At 33.4% G+C, this 20,607-nt stretch carries 23 protein-coding genes; 2 read left to right on the top strand and 21 right to left on the bottom strand.

Annotated elements, in window-relative coordinates; all coding sequences use genetic code 11:
• Positions 1 to 31: 31 nt before the first annotated feature.
• A complete protein-coding gene (locus VOI25_RS03305) occupies positions 32 to 943 on the top strand; it encodes an ABC transporter ATP-binding protein (protein ID WP_323787531.1) in 912 nt (303 codons plus the stop codon).
• Here VOI25_RS03305 and VOI25_RS03300 read toward each other — a convergent pair.
• From VOI25_RS03300 to pdxA, 17 genes are all read right to left on the bottom strand, one after another.
• A complete protein-coding gene (locus VOI25_RS03300; RefSeq protein ID WP_323787530.1) occupies positions 933 to 1,496 on the bottom strand; it encodes a 4'-phosphopantetheinyl transferase superfamily protein in 564 nt (187 codons plus the stop codon). The genes VOI25_RS03305 and VOI25_RS03300 overlap by 11 nt on opposite strands.
• Positions 1,493 to 1,747: an acyl carrier protein gene (locus tag VOI25_RS03295; protein WP_323787529.1), complete on the bottom strand. Its 255-nt coding sequence runs from the start codon at positions 1,745 to 1,747 to the stop codon at positions 1,493 to 1,495. The genes VOI25_RS03300 and VOI25_RS03295 overlap by 4 nt, the downstream gene beginning before the upstream one ends.
• Positions 1,748 to 1,751: 4 nt before the next feature.
• Positions 1,752 to 3,023 carry a beta-ketoacyl-[acyl-carrier-protein] synthase family protein gene (locus VOI25_RS03290; protein WP_323787528.1) on the bottom strand — a complete coding sequence of 424 codons (1,272 nt, stop codon included), beginning with the start codon at positions 3,021 to 3,023 and terminating at the stop codon, positions 1,752 to 1,754.
• Positions 3,020 to 3,457 carry a FabA/FabZ family ACP-dehydratase gene (locus VOI25_RS03285; protein WP_323787527.1) on the bottom strand — a complete coding sequence of 146 codons (438 nt, stop codon included), beginning with the start codon at positions 3,455 to 3,457 and terminating at the stop codon, positions 3,020 to 3,022. The genes VOI25_RS03290 and VOI25_RS03285 overlap by 4 nt, the downstream gene beginning before the upstream one ends.
• A gap of 1 nt (position 3,458) precedes the next feature.
• The gene (locus VOI25_RS03280; RefSeq protein WP_323787525.1) at positions 3,459 to 4,256 is read right to left on the bottom strand and encodes an SDR family oxidoreductase; all 798 of its coding nucleotides are present in this window, start codon (positions 4,254 to 4,256) and stop codon (positions 3,459 to 3,461) included.
• A complete protein-coding gene (locus tag VOI25_RS03275) occupies positions 4,250 to 5,302 on the bottom strand; it encodes a type III polyketide synthase (protein ID WP_323787524.1) in 1,053 nt (350 codons plus the stop codon). The genes VOI25_RS03280 and VOI25_RS03275 overlap by 7 nt, the downstream gene beginning before the upstream one ends.
• On the bottom strand, positions 5,299 to 6,018 hold the full coding sequence (locus tag VOI25_RS03270; protein ID WP_323787523.1) for a methyltransferase domain-containing protein: 720 nt from the start codon (positions 6,016 to 6,018) through the stop codon (positions 5,299 to 5,301). The genes VOI25_RS03275 and VOI25_RS03270 overlap by 4 nt, the downstream gene beginning before the upstream one ends.
• Positions 6,015 to 7,154, bottom strand: coding sequence for an NAD(P)/FAD-dependent oxidoreductase (locus VOI25_RS03265; protein ID WP_323787522.1), 1,140 nt, complete (start codon positions 7,152 to 7,154; stop codon positions 6,015 to 6,017). The genes VOI25_RS03270 and VOI25_RS03265 overlap by 4 nt, the downstream gene beginning before the upstream one ends.
• Before the next feature lie 43 nt (positions 7,155 to 7,197).
• Positions 7,198 to 7,650, bottom strand: coding sequence for a 3-oxoacyl-ACP synthase (locus VOI25_RS03260; protein ID WP_323787521.1), 453 nt, complete (start codon positions 7,648 to 7,650; stop codon positions 7,198 to 7,200).
• A complete protein-coding gene (gene mtgA / locus VOI25_RS03255) occupies positions 7,643 to 8,350 on the bottom strand; it encodes a monofunctional biosynthetic peptidoglycan transglycosylase (protein WP_323787520.1) in 708 nt (235 codons plus the stop codon). Before mtgA ends, VOI25_RS03260 begins: the two co-directional genes overlap by 8 nt.
• A 9-nt stretch (positions 8,351 to 8,359) precedes the next feature.
• On the bottom strand, positions 8,360 to 9,469 hold the full coding sequence (locus tag VOI25_RS03250) for an FAD-dependent oxidoreductase (RefSeq protein ID WP_323787519.1): 1,110 nt from the start codon (positions 9,467 to 9,469) through the stop codon (positions 8,360 to 8,362).
• A 181-nt stretch (positions 9,470 to 9,650) separates the two neighbouring features.
• Positions 9,651 to 11,000 (bottom strand): acetyl-CoA carboxylase biotin carboxylase subunit, encoded by a 1,350-nt coding sequence (gene accC / locus VOI25_RS03245; RefSeq protein ID WP_323787518.1) that lies wholly within the window; start codon positions 10,998 to 11,000, stop codon positions 9,651 to 9,653.
• A 75-nt stretch (positions 11,001 to 11,075) separates the two neighbouring features.
• The gene (gene accB / locus VOI25_RS03240; protein WP_323787517.1) at positions 11,076 to 11,552 is read right to left on the bottom strand and encodes an acetyl-CoA carboxylase biotin carboxyl carrier protein; all 477 of its coding nucleotides are present in this window, start codon (positions 11,550 to 11,552) and stop codon (positions 11,076 to 11,078) included.
• Between the two features lie 34 nt (positions 11,553 to 11,586).
• Positions 11,587 to 12,582: a beta-ketoacyl-ACP synthase III gene (locus tag VOI25_RS03235; RefSeq protein ID WP_323787516.1), complete on the bottom strand. Its 996-nt coding sequence runs from the start codon at positions 12,580 to 12,582 to the stop codon at positions 11,587 to 11,589.
• A 180-nt stretch (positions 12,583 to 12,762) separates the two neighbouring features.
• Positions 12,763 to 12,966, bottom strand: coding sequence for a 50S ribosomal protein L32 (gene rpmF, locus VOI25_RS03230; RefSeq protein WP_028873082.1), 204 nt, complete (start codon positions 12,964 to 12,966; stop codon positions 12,763 to 12,765).
• An 8-nt stretch (positions 12,967 to 12,974) separates the two neighbouring features.
• On the bottom strand, positions 12,975 to 13,517 hold the full coding sequence (locus tag VOI25_RS03225; protein ID WP_323787631.1) for a DUF177 domain-containing protein: 543 nt from the start codon (positions 13,515 to 13,517) through the stop codon (positions 12,975 to 12,977).
• Positions 13,518 to 13,589: 72 nt separating this feature from the next.
• On the bottom strand, positions 13,590 to 14,636 hold the full coding sequence (gene pdxA / locus VOI25_RS03220; RefSeq protein ID WP_323787515.1) for a 4-hydroxythreonine-4-phosphate dehydrogenase PdxA: 1,047 nt from the start codon (positions 14,634 to 14,636) through the stop codon (positions 13,590 to 13,592).
• Positions 14,637 to 14,761: 125 nt separating this feature from the next.
• Here pdxA and VOI25_RS03215 point away from each other — a divergent pair, with 125 nt between their 5' ends.
• Positions 14,762 to 15,361 carry a riboflavin synthase gene (locus VOI25_RS03215; RefSeq protein ID WP_323787514.1) on the top strand — a complete coding sequence of 200 codons (600 nt, stop codon included), beginning with the start codon at positions 14,762 to 14,764 and terminating at the stop codon, positions 15,359 to 15,361.
• Here the strand turns inward: VOI25_RS03215 and VOI25_RS03210 are convergent.
• The 4 genes from VOI25_RS03210 to VOI25_RS03195 form a co-directional block, all read right to left on the bottom strand.
• Complete coding sequence (locus tag VOI25_RS03210) at positions 15,358 to 15,708, bottom strand: hypothetical protein (RefSeq protein WP_323787513.1); 351 nt, start codon at positions 15,706 to 15,708, stop codon at positions 15,358 to 15,360. The genes VOI25_RS03215 and VOI25_RS03210 overlap by 4 nt on opposite strands.
• Positions 15,709 to 15,848: 140 nt before the next feature.
• Positions 15,849 to 16,598: a LytTR family DNA-binding domain-containing protein gene (locus tag VOI25_RS03205; protein ID WP_323787512.1), complete on the bottom strand. Its 750-nt coding sequence runs from the start codon at positions 16,596 to 16,598 to the stop codon at positions 15,849 to 15,851.
• 2 nt (positions 16,599 to 16,600) lie between these two features.
• Positions 16,601 to 19,648 carry a ligand-binding sensor domain-containing protein gene (locus tag VOI25_RS03200; RefSeq protein ID WP_323787511.1) on the bottom strand — a complete coding sequence of 1,016 codons (3,048 nt, stop codon included), beginning with the start codon at positions 19,646 to 19,648 and terminating at the stop codon, positions 16,601 to 16,603.
• 116 nt (positions 19,649 to 19,764) lie between these two features.
• Complete coding sequence (locus tag VOI25_RS03195; protein ID WP_323787510.1) at positions 19,765 to 20,502, bottom strand: hypothetical protein; 738 nt, start codon at positions 20,500 to 20,502, stop codon at positions 19,765 to 19,767.
• Positions 20,503 to 20,607 lie beyond the last annotated feature (105 nt).

The raw sequence follows: 20,607 nt of genomic DNA, 5'->3' as shown, positions 1-20,607 counted from the left end.
TGTAGCGGCTTTTTTGTAGTATTTTTGCTGTATGCTTCAAGTTAAAAACATCACTTTTAGTTACAATAAAACTAATATTTTAAATGGAATCAGCTTCTCTGTAAATCCAGGTGAACATATTTCAGTGATTGGTGAAAGTGGTTCTGGAAAAACAACATTACTCAAACTACTTTATGGTGAACATGATTTAGATACTGGTTCCATATTTTGGAAAAATCAACAGATTTTGGGCCCTAAATATAACCTTGTCATAGGATATGACTTTATAAAATATGTTGCCCAAGAATTTGATTTAATGCCATATATAAGTGTTGAAGAAAATATTGGTAAATTCCTTTCAAATTTCTTTCCAGAAGAAAAACAAAAACGAACATCAGAGTTACTAGAAGTTGTAGAGTTAACTAAGTTTGCGCATGTAAAAGTAAAAACACTTAGTGGTGGACAGAAACAACGTGTTGCACTTGCTCGTGCTTTAGCTAAACAACCTGAAATCATTCTACTGGATGAACCTTTTAGTCATATTGATAATTTTAAAAAACAATCCCTTAGACGACGTGTATTTCGATATTTAAAAGACAAACAAATTACATGTATTGTTGCTACTCATGACAAAAATGATGTCTTAGGATTTGCAGATCGAATGATCCTATTAAACAATGCTCAAATTGAAGTAAACGATTCTCCAGAACATTTATTTAAACACCCAAGAACACCTATTGTTGCTTCATTTTTTGAAGAATTTAATATTATAAATAATGAAATCGTTTATGCACATCAACTTAAAATTGTTGACGACTCAGATATTAAAGTGACCATCAATAAGAGTTATTTTAAAGGACACTATTATTTAATTGAATCTCGTTTTGGGAAAGATACTTTGTTTTTCGAACACTCCGAAAAATTGCCAGAAGGAAGCAATTTATATTTATCCATTAACAAATAGCAAAAGCACCATATTTTCCATGATGAGATATGGACAGAGCTTCAAAAATTTGTTGGTTATTTATAAATAGATTTGGAACTCCTAATTCTGTCTTTTTGATCTCAATTGAATTTATATTTTGTCCTATTTTACCAGAAATCAGATGAATCATCTTTGTTTTTAAAGCTTCACTTTGATTCCTATCTGGTACTTTAAAAAAATGTGATTGTGGTTCAAATTTAGTTTTACTAGCGATACTATGAATATAGTCTGAAGTGATTATTGATTGTAAATTATACGTTTGATTATCAATACAAACAACATCCTGATTATTTAAACTTAATTGACATTGAATACGTTTTGGATTGAAAAAAGATTGCTTAAATTCTCTGACGTAAGCTTTATAGGCAGCTTCTTTCATGCTCCAAAGCAGCCAAACCATGTCGTCCTGATCTTCAGAAGTGCGAATAAGTAATTGTTCTTTCTTAGTGAATACTTTATTTAAAAATCGAGGTCGTTTCCAGTTCGATTCTATTGCAGCTTGTGATAAGTCCACAATGTCATTTCCAATCATTTTTTTGCTAGTTTTTCATTCACAATCTCCATTGCTGCTTTTACAGAAGTCATTTTTTCCATGTCATCATTCTCGATTCTAATATCAAATTCGTCTTCTACATCTAAAATGACATCCACTAAATTTGCTGAATTTATTTTTAAATCATTAATAAAATCGGTCTCTTCTGATAGATTATCAAAGGCTTGCTCATCCTGAATATAGGGCTGAACAATCGTCTTTAATTTGGTAATAAGTTCATCTTTGGTCATAGGCTTAATTATATCTTTTAAAGATAATACAACCATTTACATCACCAAAACCAAAACTGGCTTTCGCAGCAATATTCAATTCAGTATGTAATACCTGCTTTACAATTTTTTCTTCTGAAATTAATGCAGAAATTTCATCATGTACATCCTCGCAATTGATATTCGGAAACACAAATTGCTCCTTCAGCTGAAGGACAGTCGCCACACTTTCTATACTTCCTGCGGCAGCTAAACAATGACCAACCATCGATTTTAAAGAATTTATATATGGGAAGTCGTCTCCTTTTCTATGTAAAGCTTTGGTCCAATTTTCGATTTCAAGACTATCTTTTGAAGTCGCTGTTAAATGGCCATTAATGGTATCAATCTCATTTGCTGAAATATTAGCATTTAAAATAGCTTCCTTAATACAGCGCTGAACTGCTTCAGCATTTGGAGCTGTCATTGTTCCGCCTTGTCGTTGACCTCCAGAATTAATATGTCCACCTAAAACCTCAGCATAAATAGTTGCATTTCGGTCTAGAGCACTCTCTAGCGATTCTAAAACTAGTGCTCCTGCTCCTGCTCCTGGCACAAATCCTGATGCTGTTGCACTCATTGGCCTGGAGCCTTCTATTGGCGAATCATTATGCTTGTAGGTCATCACTCGCATAGCATCAAATCCTCCCCAAATATAAGGTCCATCATCACTACAACTTCCAACTAACATGCGTTTGGCTTGACCGTTTTTGATACGATCATAACCCATTAATATAGCTTCGGTTCCTGTGGTACACGCAGAAGAATTTGTCGTCACTTGATTTCCTAAGCCTAAAATTCCACCTAAAAATGCACTAATTCCACTTGCCATTGTTTGCACAACAACAGTGCTTCCTAATCGTTTTACTTGATTCTCGTCTAACTTATAAATGGCTTCTCTAAATTTTTCAACACCAGAAGTTCCTGTCCCGAAAACCGTTCCGCTATCAAAATCTAATTCACTGTCAGAATCAACAGTAAATCCTGCATCTTTCCATGCGTCAATGCCTGCCATACAACCATATAAAATTCCAGAACTATTAAATCCTCTTAGTTGCAAAGGTGTTAAATAGTCCAGTTTTTTTTCTTCTGAAATTTTTGGAATTCCACCAATACAGCACGAAAAATTTAAGTCAGATAATTGTTGGTGAAACCTTATTCCAGATTCTCCCTTTTTAATCGCTTTAGAAAACGCATCGATGCCAACACCATTTGGTGCAACAACTCCTAATCCCGTAATGACAACTCTATTTTTCATGCTTTTATCATTCCTGAAATACTACCTCGACACACTAACTCTTCCTTCTCATTATACAACTTGACTTTACACTTTAACTTATTAAAACGGAATACTTCTTTCTCAGAAATTACAGTCACTTTTTCTCCAGGAAAAACTGGCAAAAAGAAATTGATTTGACTCGAAGTTAAAGCAATTTGAGGGTGATTGCTTTCAGAAATAATTTCTTTCATCATGTAAATCCCTAAACAGACAACACCAATTTGTGCCATGCATTCTGTGAGAATTACGCCTGGAGTTATTGGGTTATTCTTAAAATGACCTTTATAAAAATAACTGTCTTTGTTAAATGTATAATGTCCTTCTATAGAGTCAGTAGATATTAAAGTTAATTCGTCAACGAACAAAAAGGGTTCTTGATATGGTAATAGTGATATGATTCGTTCTCCTGTCATATTAACTTATATGTTCGCCTCCATCAACAGGAATTACACAACCATTTATCCAAGACGCTTCATCTTTTGATAAGAGGAAAACAGCATTCGCTACATCCTCAGGTTGAGTGAGTCTATTAAATGGGTTTCGTTTCAAACTATGTTCTTTAATTGTATCACTTCCAGGAATCATCCTTAAAGAAGCAGTATCTGTTACACCAGCTTGAATACAATTTGCTCTTATTCCGAAGGGTGCGAACTCTAATGCAATATTTCTTGTTATCGCTTCTAAGGTTACTTTTGCTGCTGAAACCGCTGCATAATTCTTCCAAGCTTTGGTATTGCCTTCACTTGTGAAACTCACAATTCTAGCATCTTTAGCAAATAGTTCACCGTTAAAAACAGCTTTTGTCCAATCGTATAAACTAATTGCCATTGCATTAATCGTTAGATTGAAGTCATCATTTTTTAATGAAGGTCCTCCTTCAGAAACCATGGGTTTAAGATTCCCTTTTGCAACACTATGAACCAAGGTTCTTATAGTTCCTTGAGAGCCAAATATATCTTTCAACTCAGAAATTATATGATCTCGTTTTTCTGGTTTAAAAGCGTCTACATTAAAGGATTTAAATTGAACACCTTCTGCTCTGATTTTATCGAATTCGATATGTATTTCTTCTTCTTGAGCTCTTGAGTTTCTGTGGATTATGCAGATATGCATACCATGCTTTGCAAGCTTTTTAGCCGAAGCTAAACCTAAGCCGCTGGAGCCTCCTAAAATGAGTGCCCAATAATTTTTATTTTGAAATTCTTTTACCATTCTAGTAGTATTCGTTGTGCAGAAAAACCAGGTCCAAAACTTAGCATTAAACCTCTATCTCCTTTTGGTAGTTGTTTGTCCATAAAGCGTTCTAAAACATACAAGACAGTTGCGCTACTCATGTTTCCATACAATTTAAGAACGTCTTTAGTATCGTCAATATTCTTCCCTAGAGATCCAAATAAATCTTCAACGGTTTGTACGATTTTCTTTCCTCCTGGATGAAAAATGAGATGATCTATAGCTTCTATGGTGATATTATTTCGTTCTAAAAACGGATGTACAATCATGGGAAAATGTTCTGAAATTGTTTCAGGTACAGCCTTGTCTAAAATCATTTGTAAACCTGTATTTACCAATTTAAAGCCCATCATTGTTTCAGCATCATAAAAATGATACATGGCTTCGTCAACTATTTTCGGCCCTTCTTCATTTTCATAAGATGATAAAATAACACTCGATGCGCCATCTCCAAAAATGGCTGCACTCACGATATTGACCATAGAAAAATCATCTAACTGAAATGTTGCTGTTGGAGATTCTACAGCAATAACTGCTGCACGTTTGTTGGGATTTGCTTTTAAGAAATTCTTTGCATAAATAATTCCTGAAACTCCAGCCGCACAACCCATTTCAGTCACTGGAAGCCTTACAATATCTTGCTTCATTTTAAGGTTATTAATCAAATACGCATCCATTGAAGGTATCATAATTCCGGTACAACTTACGGTAATTATATAATCAATATCTGTTGGTTTTAAGTTGGCTTTATCTAATGCCTTCATTAAAGATTGCTCAGCTAAGGTTACTACTTCACGAGAATAGATCTCGTTTTTTTCTTCGAATGAGGTTTTTAAAAACACTTCTTCAGCGTCCATAATAGAATAGCGTCTATCCACTCCTGCGTTTTCAAAAAGCTTAATCACTTTACGCTGAAACCGTTCTTCTTGACCAGACATCCAAATATTCAAATAGGGAATGATATCCTTAGTTTCTCTAGTATATTTGGGTAACTGCTTAGCTACTGATGTGATTTTTACACTCATATTTCTTTTTGCTTCAAAATCCACTGAAAACGAAAAGCCCATTTCCATTGTATTTGAAAATTTGTATTTAATTGTTGAGATATGTTTTCTAATTCTTGTCTTTTAAATCCTCTCAAAACAGATGTTAATCCGTCTTCAACAATCGTTTTATTTTTTATTGTAGTACATAATAATTTAAACAAGTAATACGCTAATTTATGTCTATGCAAATCATTAGCCACGAGTCCTAATTTTGCCTTTTTTAATACAGGTTTTAAAAACGATACTAATTCGTCATTCTTAAAATGATGTAAAAACAACGTTGTCAAAACCAAATCGTAGTGTAATCCTTTAAACTCTTCAGAGAAAATATCAATTGCTTTAAATTCAATATTATTATAAGCTTCAGATAATGTTGTGGCATAGTCAACTGTGTGTTGATTTGCATCTATTCCAATTAATTGAAAGTTATAACCATATCGCCTACCAAATCTAGATACCTCTCTTAAAATATCACCTCCTCCACAACCTAAATCAATAATGGTTATGGCTTCGTTTTTTTGATGATTTTTTAATGCTTTTTTGAGTCCTTTAATAGTGACTATATTTCCACCTAGCCATTGATTTATTTTTGCTAGTGTATCAAGAGCATCATAAAGTATTGGGCCATTATAATCCAAATCGTCCATGATTTCTTCTTGTTCACTTCTATATTTTGTGCTTACAAACAAACTCATTCCACTTTCATTACTTTTCCATGCGTTCGTTTTATGATATAAGGCAAAATTCCAGGGAACCATTTTAAGCCTCGCATCAATGTTTCTGATAATTTCGGTTTATTAAATAAGTCTGCTACAATATGGCCTGTTTTTAAACGCGATTTAAACACGGAATTCCATTCTCTAAGATACTGCTTTTCTAGTGCTTCTCTATTGGGAGTTTCCGAATTAAAATATTTAATGATTAATTGTGAAGCCATTTGAGCACTTCGTATAGCCATACTCATTCCGTTACCACAAAGCGGATGAATTAAGGCTGCTGAATCACCGCACATAATGATATGGTTTTCTATTGGCTTTTTATTATCAAATGAAATCTGACTTATAGTTAATGGTTCTTCAAAGACTGGCTTTGTTTTGCTAAAAATGTTTTTAAGGAAAGTGTTTTTATAAAGCACTTTCTGTTGAAATTCATCAATATCTTTATATGATTTAAAGGCGTTGTAATTAGTTATGTAGCACAAATTAATACTATCATTTTCTACTTTAGAAATTCCGCAATAACCACCTTTAAAATTATGAAGTGCAACGACATCGTCCGGAAAACTTCCCTTTACATGCGTTTTTACTGCCAAATAAGGCGATTTATGTTTTATGAATTGACGATTTAGTTTGATGTCAAGGTTTGACCTTTTCCCGAATGCTCCAATAACAATTTTTGCTTCAAATCGTTTAGCATTTTTTGTTTTAATAGAAAAGATATCATTTGAAAACTGAATATCTTTAACTGAATCTTGAAGGATTTCTGCTCCGACTTCAATCATTTTATGCGCTAAAGCATTATCTAAACAAAATCGACTAATGCCAAAACCACCTAAAGGTAATGTTGCCGTAACTAACTTGCTTTTGGTGGTAGATAATTGAAATTTGTCAATTTTCTTAGCACCTAGTTTAAAGACGTCGACATCAAGAAATTTAAGGTAAGGCAGGACTTCATTAGAAATGTATTCACCACAAACCTTGTGTTTTGGGTAGCTATTTTTTTCAATCACCAATACACTCAGGTTCGCCTTTGACAAATGAATTGCGCTTGATAAACCAGCTAATCCACCACCAACAACTATAACATCAAACGTTGAGGAACTTGTATTCAATTTCTTTTTCTAAATCTTTTTTTAAAGATAAGCCGAAAATGATTTAGATTACCTCAAAAATTTCAAACTCTTGATCTCTAAATTTAATTTTATCTCCTTTTTGTTTCCCAAATAGCAATTTGGCAATTGGTGTATTTGCAGAAATCGCATAAAAAGATTGATTATCGACTTTCAATTCACCAGCACTTAAGGTAATGAAGTAATTAGCTTGAGTTGTATAGATTAGACTTCCTAGGGCAATCGTTTGTGAGGCTTTTGAAACATCTATTTTAGATAGCAGTTGATTAAGTTTTTGAATTTCTGACAACTGATGTCCAGCTTTTTCACGTTCTAATTGTAGCATCGCTCGTCCCGTTTCATGTTTGTCTCCAGCTGAACTTTTAGTTTCAGTAGATAAAGATTCTTGGATTTCATCAATGGTTTTTTGAATAGCTTTTAAGCGATTTTCAACGAACGCTTGACATTGAGCATATAGTTCTGATTTTAATTTATTCATTACTAGCTTCTCGTTTAGGATATTGTAATGGTCCAAAATACCCCATTTGTTTAACAATCCAAGACTTCCTGCCTTCAATATATGATGATGCAGGATTTGCTTTGTATCGTAAAGGACTAGGTAAAATTGAAGCAATTGCTGCTGCTTCATATTTTGATAATTTTAATGCTGGTTTTTTAAACCAATATTGAGAAGCTGCTTCTGCACCATAAATACCTGGACCCATTTCTATACTATTGAGATAAACTTCCATAATGCGTTCTTTACTCCAAATAAGTTCTATTAAAAACGTAAAGTAGGTTTCAAATCCTTTTCGTAACCAACTTCGACCTGGCCAAAGGAATACATTTTTTGCAGTTTGTTGAGAAATTGTACTGGCGCCTTTTAGTTTTTTTCCTTTTTTATTATTCTCATATGCTTTTTCAATAGCTTTAATATCGAATCCATGATGCTTTAAAAAGTTTTGATCTTCACTACATATTACTGCTAACTGCAAATTAATAGGTATCTCTTCGAGTGCAATCCAATCGTGTTTCCATCCTTTTTTATTGGTGTCGGTTTGTTCAATATTACGAATGACCATTAATGGTGTTATTGGCACTGGAGCCCATTTAAAAATAACGACAATAACTACGGAAAACACAAAGAGCCAAAACAGTGTTTTGAAGGTGAATTTGAAGAATCGTTTTATAAATTTCATGGATACTAATTACAATAAATCTGCTAATTCTTTACCAACTAAACTACCAATAGCAATTCCCATGCCTCCCAAACGAACTCCACAATACACATTGTTACTTAGCTGTTTTACAATTGGCTTTTTTTGTTGACCAACTCCCATTATACCAGTCCATCGATGCTCAATTTCATAGGGTGTATTTGGAAGAATTGTTGTTTTTAATAGTTCTTCAAGCTTACTTTGAATCTGTTCAGTAAGTTTTAATTCGGTTGTTTCTTCACCTTTAAAATCGAGGTTTCGTCCACCACCAAATAAAATTCTATCATCAATATTTCTAAAATAATAATAGCCTTGATCTAAATGAAACGTTCCTTTTATGTGTAAATTATCAATAGGTTTCGTAATTAATACTTGAGCTCTCGCTGGTTTGACTTCGGAAATATTTAAGGCTGAAGCAAAGCCGTTAGTTGCTATTAACAATTTGGATGTTGTCAATTCAAATTGATTGGTTTTTACTTTTATAGAATTTGTGTCTTCCGAAAAATCTTCAACAGTAATAGTATTAAGTATTTTAATTCCTGAACTTAATGCTAGTTGAAGTAATGCCGTCATCATTTGTCCTGTGTCGATTTGGCCTTCAAACTGGTTCACACTCAAGGTGTCTTGACAATTTTTAAAGCCAAAAGAATTAGGTTGAAAATGAAACACATCTTGTTGAAACAATGGTTTTAAAAATGAGTTTATACTGTCACGTTTGACTTTACATTGCTCTAATAAATTGTCGGTTTTTGAGAACAACTCATAACCTCCAAGTTGTTGGTAATTGATGGTATCATCGCCTAAGGTCTTACGCAATAGCTGCAAACCATCTATACGTTTTTTAACTAATTGAAACACCTCTTCTTGAGAATGAGATTTAAGGTCATCTATAACTTCGCTTAAACTCCCGAAGCACGCAAATCCTGCATTTTTTGTACTAGCACCTTGAGGCAACATGCCTTTTTCAAGAATTAAAATATTCGCTTTTGGAAATCGCTGTTTTAATTGCAGTGCACAATTTAATCCTACAATGCCGCTACCAACAATGGTAAAGTCTACATTGGTAAGCCATGATTTTATTTCCCAATAGGATAAGTTCATAATGCTAATTTAACTGTTTTTCTGTTAAGGATAGAAGCCGTTCGGCTATCCCTCGGTAGTCTTAAGCTTTTTTGCTTTTCCAAAAAAGATTTAGTGAATAGCCTGACGCTTTGTAGCTTTTAGTGGAAAAGGGTTACAGCCAAAAAAAACTCCGAAATATTAATTTCGGAGTTGTTATATATTAGTCTTCTTCGGGTTTAATCACGAAATCTTCCATAAACTTCGTGGTATAATTACCAGCTAGATAGTCTGGATGCTCCATCAATTGTCTGTGGAAAGGAATTGTTGTTTTAATCCCTTCGATAACGAATTCGTCTAAAGCACGCTTCATTTTATTGATAGCTTCTTCACGAGTTTGCGCTGTTGTTATTAACTTAGCAATCATTGAGTCGTAGTTTGGTGGAATCACATATCCTGCATACACATGTGTATCTAAACGCACTCCGTGTCCACCTGGAGCATGTAATGTTGTGATGCGTCCTGGAGAAGGTCTAAAGTCGTTAAAAGGATCTTCAGCATTAATACGACACTCGATTGAATGTAAATTAGGTGTGTAATTTTTACCAGAAATTGGGACACCAGCTGCTACTAATATTTGCTCGCGAATTAAATCGAAATCAATTACTTGTTCTGTAATTGGGTGCTCAACTTGAATACGTGTATTCATTTCCATGAAATAGAAATTACGATGCTTATCTACTAAAAACTCTACGGTTCCAGCTCCTTCATATTTAATATACTCGGCAGCTTTTACTGCGGCATCACCCATTTTCTTACGAAGTGCAGTCGTCATAAATGGCGATGGAACTTCTTCAGTTAATTTTTGGTGTCGACGTTGTACTGAGCAATCACGTTCTGATAAATGACATGCTCTACCAGTAGAATCACCAACAATTTGAATTTCGATATGACGTGGTTCTTCAATAAGTTTCTCCATATACATATCGTCATTTCCGAAGGCAGCTTTAGATTCTGCTCTTGCAGATTCCCAAGCGTTTTGTAAATCTTCAGGTTTCCAAACGGCACGCATTCCTTTTCCACCACCTCCAGCAGATGCTTTAAGCATCACAGGATAGCCGGTTTCTTTAGCCACTTTTATGCAATCTTCAAAATCCTCAATAACGCCTTCACTTCCTGGAACACAAGGTACGCCTGCTTCAAGCATTGTTGCTTTTGCATTAGCCTTGTCACCCATTCTATCAATCATTTCTGGACTTGCTCCGATAAACTTAATATCATGCTCTTCACATATTTTTGAAAACTTAGCGTTTTCTGACAAAAAGCCATATCCAGGATGTATTGCATCTGCGTTTGTTATTTCTGCTGCTGCTATTATATTAGATATTTTTAAATACGATTCACTACTTGAAGGAGGTCCTATGCAAACTGCCTCATCTGCAAATTTCACATGTAAGCTTTCGGCATCAGCAGTTGAATAAACAGCAACTGTTTTGATACCCATTTCTTTACAGGTTCTAATAACACGAAGTGCTATTTCACCTCGATTGGCTACTAATATTTTTTTAAACATAACTTATATCTATTTAAAATCTCAAATTCCAAACTCCAATAAATTAGGAATTGTGCTTTGGAATTTTAAATTTGGTTATGATGGATCAACTAAGAATAAAGGTTGATCAAATTCTACTGGAGAAGAATCATCAACTAAAATTTTAACAATCTTACCTGATACTTCTGATTCAATTTCATTGAACAATTTCATTGCTTCAATAACACATAGCACGTCACCTTCTCCAATTGAAGTTCCTACCTCGACAAACACGGGTTTGTCTGGAGATGGTTTGCGATAAAATGTACCAATGATTGGTGACTTAATTGTTATATATTTTGCGTCATCAGCTGCTGCTGGTGCTTCTTTAGCTGGTTCAGCTGCAGGTGCGGCAGGAATTGCTTGAGTTACTGGCTGATTGATTGGAATTTGCTGAACATAAGTGGTCGATTCCCCTTTATCTTCTCCTCCAGTTTTTATGGTGATTTTAATATCATCCATTTCTAGTTTAACCTCACTTGCACCAGACTTGGCTACAAATTTGATTAAGTTCTGAATTTCCTTAATATCCATAATTATTTAGTCTTTTAATTAGTTAGTTTAAGCTTTAGGAATTATAAGCCCATTTTAAATATATTGAGCCCCAAGTAAATCCGCCTCCAAATGCTGCGAATATAATGTTATCGCCTTTTTTTAATTGCGATTCGTAATCATGTAAAAGTAAAGGCAATGTTGCCGATGTTGTATTTCCATACTTGTGAATGTTCATCATCACTTTAGCAGGATCTAAAGATACTCTATTGGCAGTAGCTTCAATTATTCTTTTATTTGCTTGATGTGCTGCTAACCAAGAAATATCGTCATTTGTTAAGTTATTTCTTTCAAGAATTCTTTCGGTTACATCTGCCATATTAAATACTGCATTTTTAAATACCGTTTTACCTTCCTGAAAAACATAATGCTTCCCTTCCTTGAATGTATCAGCTGTAATAGGATATGATGATCCACCATAAGTAGCTTGAAGAAACTCTCTTCCCTCTCCATTACTTCTTAATAATTCATCTTGCAACCCTAACCCTTCTTTATTAGGTTCAAAAAAAACAGCTCCAGCTCCATCTCCAAAAATGATACATGTTGCTCTATCTTTATAATTAATGAAGGATGAATTTTTATCAGCACCAATAAGTAAGACGTTTTTATATTTGCCAGATTCAATATAACTTGAGGCGACAGACATTCCGAAAAGGAAGCTTGAACAAGCAGCTTCTAAGTCGAATGAAAATGCATTCGTTGCGCCTATTTCAGTAGCAGTAAAAGCGGCAGTTGAAGCAGCTTTCATATCAGGAGTTGCAGTTGCAACAATTACTAATTCGATGTCTTTAGGATCGATTCCTTTTTTATTGATAAGATCATTGGCGGCATTTATGGCAAGAAAGGATGTTCCTTTTCCTTCTTCTTTAAGAATCCTGCGTTCCTTAATACCTGTCCTTGTCGTAATCCATTCGTCATTAGTATCGACCAAAGTTTCCAAAATTTGGTTGGTCAATTTATATTCAGGTAAATAAGCTCCTACACCAGTAATTGCAGCTGTGACTTTACTCATACTTTATTTTTAAAAAAGTGTCTTAAAAAGACAAAAATCGTTAAAAAAAGGTAAAATTTTAATGAATTTACTAAATTTTGAACGAATATGACGCAAATTAAGTCGTTTTTAAGACTTATAGAAATTAAACATAAAAAAAACGCTCATTGCTGAGCGTTTTATTATATGCGTGCATAATACTTATGCTAAATTTTCTTCTTTTTCAGAGTTGTCAATTAATACTTGACCTCTATAATATAATTTACCTTCGTGCCAGTGAGCTCTGTGGTATAGATGTGCTTCTCCTGTAGTAGGACATGTAGCAATAGTAGGAACAGATGCTTTATAATGTGTTCTTCTCTTATCTCTTCTTGTTCTAGATATTTTTCTTTTAGGATGTGCCATTTTATATGTTATTTATCCGTTAATAGTTTTTTTAATGTATTCCAACGAGGATCTATTTCCTCTGATGTTTCTTCTTTGTCGTCTAAGTCTTTTGGACTTAATTCTTCTAATTTTTTCAGTATGTCTGAGTCCAATGTACCATCTTCTACTCCTGGATGAATCCGCTTTGCTGGCATTGATAATATAATTAACTCATATATAAATTGCGCAACATTTATTTCGTACTCACCATGAGGCAAAATAACAATGTCTTCAAAATCATCATTATAATCATCTCCAAACTTTACAACCAAATCGAAATCTCCATTCACGTCTTGATTGTATGGCTCATTTGTAATGTCACAATTGACATTTACAATACCAGTAACTTGAAAATGTAATTCTAATAGTGTTGACTTCTTTTCAAAAACCAACTCTGTTTTGACGTCTACATCATTAAAATCATCATACTCAAAATGTTCAAAGAACTTTTTATCAATCTGATAATCAAAATGGTGCTTTCCAATCTTGAGACCAACATACGGTATGGTATAGTCTTTTAAGGGCTTCATCATCGCATTCATTTTGAGCCTGCAAATATATACATTTTTATTTATTTCACGTGTCTTATAAACAAAAAATGTTTATATCTTTTTTGGCCTTGATTTTAAGGGGTTGCTGGAGATGGTATCGAACTCAATTCTATTTTTAAAAATTTGTATAGCCGCAAAAACCGCTTCTTTAAATGAACCATTATCAGCTTCTCCTTTTCCGGCTATTTCAAAGGCGGTTCCATGATCGGGAGACGTTCTAACCCTATTGAGTCCAGCTGTATAATTGACACCGTTTCCGAAAGCTATAGTCTTAAAAGGGATTAGTCCTTGATCGTGATAAGCAGCAATAACAGCATCGAAATTTTTATAATTACCTGAGCCGAAAAAACTATCTGCAGAATAGGGTCCGTAAACCAATTTTTTATTCTCTCTAATTTTTTCTAAGGTTGGTTTTAACACATTTTCATCCTCATTTCCGATAACACCATTATCTCCTGCGTGTGGATTGATACCTAGAACTGCTATTTTAGGTTTGCTGATTCTGAAATCTTTAACCAATGAATTATAAACCGTTTCAACCTTTTCCGTTATAAGCTCTGAAGTGATTTGTTCAGGTACGTCTTTTACGGGTACATGATCTGTAAGCAATCCCACTTTTAAGTTATCGGTAACCATAAACATGAGGCTTTTGCCTCCTAGTTTTTCTGCCAAATAATTAGTATGGCCTGGGAATTTAAAACTTTCAGACTGAATATTATGCTTATGAATAGGAGCGGTTACTAAAACGTCAATAGCTTCATTTTTTAACGCTTCCGTCGCGGCTTCAAGAGATTTAACAGAGTACTCTCCAATCTTAACGTCCTCCTCGCCAAAATTAATGGTCACATTTTCCTTCCAAACATTTAGCACATTCATTTTGCCTTCAACAATTTGATCTACATGGTTAATTCCATGAAAGTTTACTGCGCTCCCAAAGTGTTTTTTAAAAAAAGACATGGTTTTAATTGAGGCAAAAATAACAGGTGTACAAAACTCCAACATCCTACTATCTTCAAATGTTTTAATAATGATTTCAGAACCAATCCCATTAAGATCACCTATTGAAATTCCTAATTTTATCTTGTTATCTTTTTTCATGAAAATGCTCTTATAACTTTATCCCTCACTCACTAGGTTTCACTAAAATTTATAAGTTGTTTTAATTAAATCCTATCTTTTGTGCGTACTTTTGTAATTGCAAATTTAACCATTTAATTGACATTATGTTTACAGGTATTATTGAAGATTTAGGGATTGTAACCAAATTAGAAAATGAGAAAGAAAACCTACATCTCACCATGCGTTCTAAACTAACCCATGAATTAAAAATAGATCAAAGTGTTTCTCATAATGGCATTTGTTTAACTGTTGTCCAAATTGAAGATGATACGTATACGGTTACGGCTATTAAAGAAACCTTAGATAAGACTAATCTAGGTGGTTTAAAAACTGGAGATGTAGTAAATATTGAACGTGCAATGAAATTAGGAGATAGACTTGATGGTCATATTGTACAAGGTCATGTAGATCAAACTGCAATTTGTAAATCTATTGAAGAAGTTGATGGCAGTTGGTTTTTTACCTTTGAATACGACAAGGCTTTAAATAATATTACTATTGAAAAAGGGTCGATTACTGTTAATGGTGTCAGCTTAACTGTTGTGAATTCAGAAGCAAATAGGTTTAGTGTAGCAATCATACCATATACCCACGAGCACACAAACTTCAATACATTTTCTGAAGGCACGGTGGTTAATTTAGAATTTGATGTTGTTGGGAAATATATAAAGAAACTATACAATATTAATGCAATCTCTTCTTAGCGTTTAGACAATTTAAATCGTTTTACTACGCCATAAATAATTGCAATCACTAAAAAAATAGGCAAAAAATCATCTATAGGCAAGCCAGGAGGTGGTGGCGGCGCAGGTGGTGGCGGCGAACCATCAGGTTGGGCATTGCATACAAAACTTATTAATACAAATAAGATTGAGGCTAGATATTTCCTGTTTTGTATTTTCATTAGACGGTAAATGTATAAAAAAAACTGTGTCAACAAAATAAATTTTAAAAACTCAACCATAAAAGACAAAAAACAACGATGAAATGTAATAATTTGTCTTAAAATCGTTAAAATTTTCAGAATGTCAAATATATGCTTTTTTGACATAATTAAAAGAAAATCGACATTAATTTAGTTTTAAGACATTGTTATATTGGGTTTTACTATCAGTATATACGTTGTTATCTATGATTTGGTTTTCTTTTTTAAAAAAGCAGACAAGTATATTCCGATTGAAAAATCTGCTTCTACCTATGCATTTGGTCTAAAACTTCAATGACTTCAGATTTCTTTCTTACTGAAACTGGTACATTCTTTCCATTTTTAAGCATCAAATAACCTCCATCAGTTTTAATAAAAGCGCTGATGCATTGTAAATTTACTAAGTGGCTTTGGTGTACTCTCAAAAACCCAAATTGTTTTAATAGGTCTGCAAAATATTTAAGTGTTTTAGTTACAAATATTTTTTTTCCATCTTGAAGATGAAACATAGTATTATTACTATCAGATTCACAACGTATAATATCATCCAAATTAACTATAATAATCTTCTCTAAAGTATGTAAAGAAATTTTATCCGGCTTTTTGTCTGGTGCATTTAAAGTTTGTTTTAAGATATCAAGTCGCTCTTTATTTGGTTGGATTTGCAACTTAGCTTTACCAATTGCCTTAGATAATTCTTCTTTAGCATAAGGCTTTAGCACATAATCTATTGCCGCAAATTTGAATGCTTTTATAGCAAACTCATCACTAGCGGTGACAAAAATGATTTTCGATTTTAAATCTGGAAAAATCTCGAGCACATCAAATCCAGTACCATCGCCTAACATAATATCTAAAAACAAAATATCGGGTTCGTTATTACGAAGCGCTTTAGCGGCTTCAACCACGCTTTTGGCAGTATCAATTATCTTGATTTCTGGATGATTAATTTCAATGTCACTTTTTAAAAGCTGCATTGCATCCATTAAATCTTCTACTATTATTGCTGTCAACATATTTAATAATCTGTTTCTAATGGAATTTTAAACACAATGGTTGTGCCTTCAATTGTTCCATCATTTTGTTTTGTTTCTTTTATTTCTAAAGCACCTTTGCCTGATATCGATTCTAATCGTTCTCTAGTAACTTTTAGCGCCATAGATTGGTGATCTGTTTTGGGTTTTTGTTGTTGGGAGTTATAAATTCCAATGCCATTATCTTCGATTGTAACCATTAGCATTTCTTTTATTGTTTCAAATTGAACTTTAAGCTCACCTTTTCTTGGGCCTTTTAAAATACCATGTCTGATTGCGTTTTCAACAAATGGTTGAATTAACATTGGAGGAATTAGAATTTCTTCAACATCTAAATCGGTCTTGACTACAATATCAAATTCAAAAGGTTCTTCAGCCATTAAACGCTCAACCTCTATATAATGTTTCAATGTTTTGATTTCTTGATCTAAGCTAATTTTATCTTTTCTAGAATTCACTAACGTTTCTCTTAAAAGGATTGCGAAACTATTAACCGTATCGTTCATTTTCTCAGGCTTTGTTGGTGCCATAGCCTTAATTCCATTGAGAACATTAAATATAAAATGTGGATTCATTTGCAAACGTAAAGCCTTTTGTTCTAAGGTTAACAAGTGATTCTCTAATTGCAAGCGTTCTTGTTCTTTTACATTTTTATGCTTTAATCGCTTTATGTATTGCACGATTGAAAGCACCAGTATTAAACCTCCAATTCCTATAAGTGTCCATTGAAACCAAACTTTTTTGAGCAGTGGTTTTTCAATATAAAATGAAAAACGGGTTGGATCGCTTTCTAGCCATCTATAATTTCTAGATTGCACGTTAAAATCATGAGCTCCATAATTAAGTTCAGAAAAATCCTGTGTGTTATTTGTAGACCAATGGCTCCAATCACTATCATTTAATTTATAGCGGTATTCAATTCCGTTTGGGTGATCTATATCAATTGTTTTAAATGAAAAACTGACTTGTCTTTGATTCGGATTCAACCTCAACACTTTATCTGAATTACTCCAAACAGATAAATTAATCGTGTCAATACTTTTGTAGGCTACTTTCACATCTTCAAGAAAAAGTTTTGGTGTTTTTGGATTACGACTAATATTTGTTGGTTGATACTCCGTTAAACCATTTATTGCACCAAACCACAAATGGCCTTTATCATCATTATCAATTGCATTTAAACAGGTCTCTATGCCTAAAAAACCATCGTTTCTTCCGAAGAAAAAAACATCACTAATTTCATTTTCTTTACTTAATTCAATCTTATCAACACCGCGTTCTGAACCTACCCAAAGATAACCTTGGTCGTCAAAAATGAGTTGGTAACTATTTTCAGAGGAAAGGGTTTTTGCTCCTTTTAATTTTTTAAACACACTAGAATTGGAAACGTCTGACCACCAAATTCCATTACCTGCTGTGCCTAAAAAAATAGTGTTGTTTTGAACTAAAATGGAATTGATTGAAATGTCTTGATCTAAAACCAATCCTAAATGTGTTATCTGGTTTCCTTTTAAATACCCTAAATGACCATTTTGAGTTGCATACCACAATCGGTCTTGATTGTCTTTAACCATGTCTTTAATATACTGGTCTTCTATGCCCTCAAAACTTGAATAGGTTTTATATATCGTTAAATTATCTTGCTCAGGATTGTAATTAAATTTTACAATTCCGCTAGAATATGTGGCTGCCCAAACCGTATCATTTTCGGTATGTATTGTTCTTATCCAATCAAAGGGAAAACCGGTTTTGGTGTTTAAAATTTTGGTTTTAATCTGTTCAATTGGAAGCCTCTTTTTCGATGCTTTTAAAGTATCTATAACTATTGAATCTATAAGTACTGTTCCTTTAAATAGCAAACCTTTTCCGTCAGATCCAGCCCAAATGTTTCCGTTTTTATCACTTGTAATGGTCTTTATTTTTACGTCAGTAAAAGTTTCGGGTAATTCTATTTCGTGAATTCCCATGTGATCAATTCGCATTAATCCAGCTTCAGAATTTGAAACCCAAACGCCTCTTTTATTATGGTGAACCGCATAAATACGGTTTCCTTTTAAACCAGTATCAGTATTATAATGCTTAAAACTATTTTGAAAATATTTATAAAAACCACCTCCAGAAGTGCCTATCCATATATTGCCTTGTTGATCTGACAATACACCTCTTACATGTGAAGTCGAAAGTCCGTTAGTACTTTTTATCGTAAACAATTCTTTATAGGTTTCAGAATCAATTACAGAAACGCCTTCATTATCTGTAGCAATCCACAGTTGGTTACTATTTTGAATAGATATGCTATTAATTCGAAATGGATCTCTAATTAAATGGGCATCTTCAAAGTTTTGAGCTTCAATAACTAATGTTCCATCATTGAATGTAGACGCAAAAATCTTCGACTCCAATATGACAAGATCTATGTAATTATTAAAATCAAGTTGTGTGATGGTATTTGCTTCAGAATTAAGAGCGCTCAATTTCCAAAGACCATTTTTAGTGGCTATCCAATAATAATCGCCATCAAAAACCAAATCATTTATTTGACTAGTATCTAATTTTGAATGCAACTGTATTTTTTCAACGGAAAGACCTTTGTTCAATTTGTAAACACCTTTATTCGTTAGCAAATAAACGATGTGTCCAAATCTTAGAATTTCATTTACTTGAGGGCAATCTGTATTGTGAAAAACATCTTTAATTTTTATGGAAAGTCCTTTTTGAGTTCCTAAATACAAGGTGTCATTTGACGTTTTTATAGCTTGAATATAATTAGATGCTAATCCGTGAGTGTTATTGAACACTTTAAAATCGTTACCATCAAAACGCGCTAAACCTCCTCCTTGAGTACCTAGCCACAAATAGCCTTTCGAATCTAATGACATAGCATACACCTGAGATTGAGGTAATCCATCCTCTAACGTATAAGCCCTAAGTTGTTTGTTTTGAGATTGTAAATTAGAAACAACTACGACGCAGAATAGAAAAAGATAATATGATAAATTAGGTTTCAATATGTTATAAATATCTATGTGCAACTTACAATTTTGAACGCAGTTTTATGTGTTGAAGTATATACATTTTTGATGATCTGTAAAAAAGCGCTACGCTCTTTAAAGAAACGCAGCGCTCAAAACATCAACTACAACATTAATTAATTGTCTTCATCGTTGCAAAAAACGTAGGATAAGCCAGTATAAATTGGTTTAGTGTCTGTACGGGCAACTAAGCTGTTTGTTTGTTGAAACTTATTGTTTTTAAATACAATGTATGATGTGTCACCAACAGAATTTCTTTTTTTGGTATCACTTAGTGCAATAACATCAACAGTTGACTTAGGGTCTTTTTGATTCATTAATGAGACATCATTATGATTTAATCGTTCTGATTTAAATACAATTTTATCAACCTGAACTCCATTTTTTAAGGCTCTTACTTGAAATTGTTTATTGCCTTTATAATCAAATCCTGCTTCACCAAAAACATATTTAATTTCTGGGTTTGTATTACTTATCATTGTTTTTTGTGAAATCATTCCTCCCCAAATCCATCCAACTTGTGGTCCCATTTTCACCTTATACCATCTGCTTTTAATTCCGTTTATGGTATGTGGCGTTTCGCTTTTTGCTAATAACCTCACATTGGTACCAATATTGATTGTTGTTAATTGTTCACATTGCACAGACGGACAATCACGAAGCGCAACCTCATCGGCCAATAAATATTTTGATGCTTTTGTTGCTGAAGTTGTGTAGACATCAAATTCGACTTCCTTGGTTTGTGAAAAAACATCTGAAGCAATAAATAATACAGCTACTATTAAAAGGCTTTGTACTATTCTTTTTGAAGTAGACATTGTTTTGTGTTCTTGGGTGTTCTTTAAAGTTTTCATACTGATTTGTTTTTATGGGTTTATACTTGTTTGATTCAAATATAGACCGTCTATAAAGTTAAATAGGAGCGCTTCTAGAATTCGTTAAGGATGGTTTAGTATTCG

The sequence above is a fragment of the Psychroserpens sp. genome (genome assembly GCF_034670085.1).
In the GTDB taxonomy this organism is placed as follows: domain Bacteria; phylum Bacteroidota; class Bacteroidia; order Flavobacteriales; family Flavobacteriaceae; genus Psychroserpens.
The sequence above is the reverse complement of the archived record's forward strand: the minus strand, read 5'-3'. Positions and strand labels throughout refer to the sequence as shown.

Coding starts and splice junctions, on each gene's coding strand:
- VOI25_RS03250 (WP_323787519.1), bottom strand. CDS start 9,469: ATGAACTTATCCTATTGGGAAATAAAATCATGGCTTACCAATGTAGAC.
- VOI25_RS03205 (WP_323787512.1), bottom strand. CDS start 16,598: ATGTTGACAGCAATAATAGTAGAAGATTTAATGGATGCAATGCAGCTT.
- pdxA (WP_323787515.1), bottom strand. CDS start 14,636: ATGAAAAAAGATAACAAGATAAAATTAGGAATTTCAATAGGTGATCTT.
- VOI25_RS03275 (WP_323787524.1), bottom strand. CDS start 5,302: ATGAGTGTAAAAATCACATCAGTAGCTAAGCAGTTACCCAAATATACT.
- VOI25_RS03280 (WP_323787525.1), bottom strand. CDS start 4,256: ATGGTAAAAGAATTTCAAAATAAAAATTATTGGGCACTCATTTTAGGA.
- VOI25_RS03290 (WP_323787528.1), bottom strand. CDS start 3,023: ATGAAAAATAGAGTTGTCATTACGGGATTAGGAGTTGTTGCACCAAAT.
- VOI25_RS03195 (WP_323787510.1), bottom strand. CDS start 20,502: ATGAAAACTTTAAAGAACACCCAAGAACACAAAACAATGTCTACTTCA.
- VOI25_RS03210 (WP_323787513.1), bottom strand. CDS start 15,708: ATGTCAAAAAAGCATATATTTGACATTCTGAAAATTTTAACGATTTTA.
- VOI25_RS03295 (WP_323787529.1), bottom strand. CDS start 1,747: ATGACCAAAGATGAACTTATTACCAAATTAAAGACGATTGTTCAGCCC.
- VOI25_RS03225 (WP_323787631.1), bottom strand. CDS start 13,517: ATGAAGCCCTTAAAAGACTATACCATACCGTATGTTGGTCTCAAGATT.
- accC (WP_323787518.1), bottom strand. CDS start 11,000: ATGTTTAAAAAAATATTAGTAGCCAATCGAGGTGAAATAGCACTTCGT.
- accB (WP_323787517.1), bottom strand. CDS start 11,552: ATGGATATTAAGGAAATTCAGAACTTAATCAAATTTGTAGCCAAGTCT.
- VOI25_RS03215 (WP_323787514.1), top strand. CDS start 14,762: ATGTTTACAGGTATTATTGAAGATTTAGGGATTGTAACCAAATTAGAA.
- VOI25_RS03305 (WP_323787531.1), top strand. CDS start 32: ATGCTTCAAGTTAAAAACATCACTTTTAGTTACAATAAAACTAATATT.
- VOI25_RS03260 (WP_323787521.1), bottom strand. CDS start 7,650: ATGAATAAATTAAAATCAGAACTATATGCTCAATGTCAAGCGTTCGTT.
- VOI25_RS03300 (WP_323787530.1), bottom strand. CDS start 1,496: ATGATTGGAAATGACATTGTGGACTTATCACAAGCTGCAATAGAATCG.
- VOI25_RS03270 (WP_323787523.1), bottom strand. CDS start 6,018: ATGAGTTTGTTTGTAAGCACAAAATATAGAAGTGAACAAGAAGAAATC.
- VOI25_RS03285 (WP_323787527.1), bottom strand. CDS start 3,457: ATGACAGGAGAACGAATCATATCACTATTACCATATCAAGAACCCTTT.
- mtgA (WP_323787520.1), bottom strand. CDS start 8,350: ATGAAATTTATAAAACGATTCTTCAAATTCACCTTCAAAACACTGTTT.
- rpmF (WP_028873082.1), bottom strand. CDS start 12,966: ATGGCACATCCTAAAAGAAAAATATCTAGAACAAGAAGAGATAAGAGA.
- VOI25_RS03235 (WP_323787516.1), bottom strand. CDS start 12,582: ATGAGTAAAGTCACAGCTGCAATTACTGGTGTAGGAGCTTATTTACCT.